This window comes from Vibrio sp. 2304 (assembly GCF_033339475.1).
GTDB classification, from domain to species: domain Bacteria; phylum Pseudomonadota; class Gammaproteobacteria; order Enterobacterales; family Vibrionaceae; genus Vibrio; species Vibrio alginolyticus.
The window spans coordinates 1-539 of record NZ_JAWOUQ010000123.1 but is presented as its reverse complement, the minus strand read 5'-3'; the positions used below and the strand labels follow the sequence as shown (position 1 = coordinate 539).

Below are 539 nucleotides of genomic sequence, written 5' to 3'. Positions count from 1 at the left end.
CGCCGGAGATAAGGTGTTGCAGATCACCGCCCAACGTATTTTGCATCTGTTAGACGACGGCCAGTTCGCGACACGCATCGGAGGCGATGAGTTTATTCTGTGCCTGCCAAACATCGAAGACACCAAGGAGTTAGAACAGTTTCAGTCTTTGCTGCATCACGCATGCAGTGCACCCATTTTTATCCATTTTCAAAACGTTCACATCGGTTTAAGTGTTGGTATGGCTCGCTTTCCTCATGAAGGAAGCTGTAGCGATTCCTTAATTCAACATGCTGACCAAATGATGTACCTCACTAAAAGATCAAGAACATAAAGTTTTGGCTCGGTCCGAGCCGCTGAGAAGCACTCAAAAATATAATAATTTCAGGACGTAGATATATGGTTAGTAAGTTAGAATTTTCGCATGCAGTGGCTGCTATTCGAAAGGAAAGGGGGTTAACTCAAGGCCAATTAGCGGATGAGCTAGCCCGAAGTTACAGCGCTTTTGAAAGCTTAAATCAACCCACACTAAGCCAGTGGGAAAGCGGTAAAGTAACGCC

2 protein-coding genes are annotated in these 539 nt (G+C 45.3%); both read left to right on the top strand.

The features are described from left to right. Positions 1-313: GGDEF domain-containing protein (locus tag R7P64_RS24600; RefSeq protein ID WP_318124252.1), on the top strand; the 313-nt coding region annotated here is incomplete at its 5' end. Positions 314-378: 65 nt separating this feature from the next. Continuing rightward, a partial coding sequence (locus R7P64_RS24595; protein ID WP_318124253.1) for a helix-turn-helix transcriptional regulator occupies positions 379-539 on the top strand: 161 nt, incomplete at its 3' end.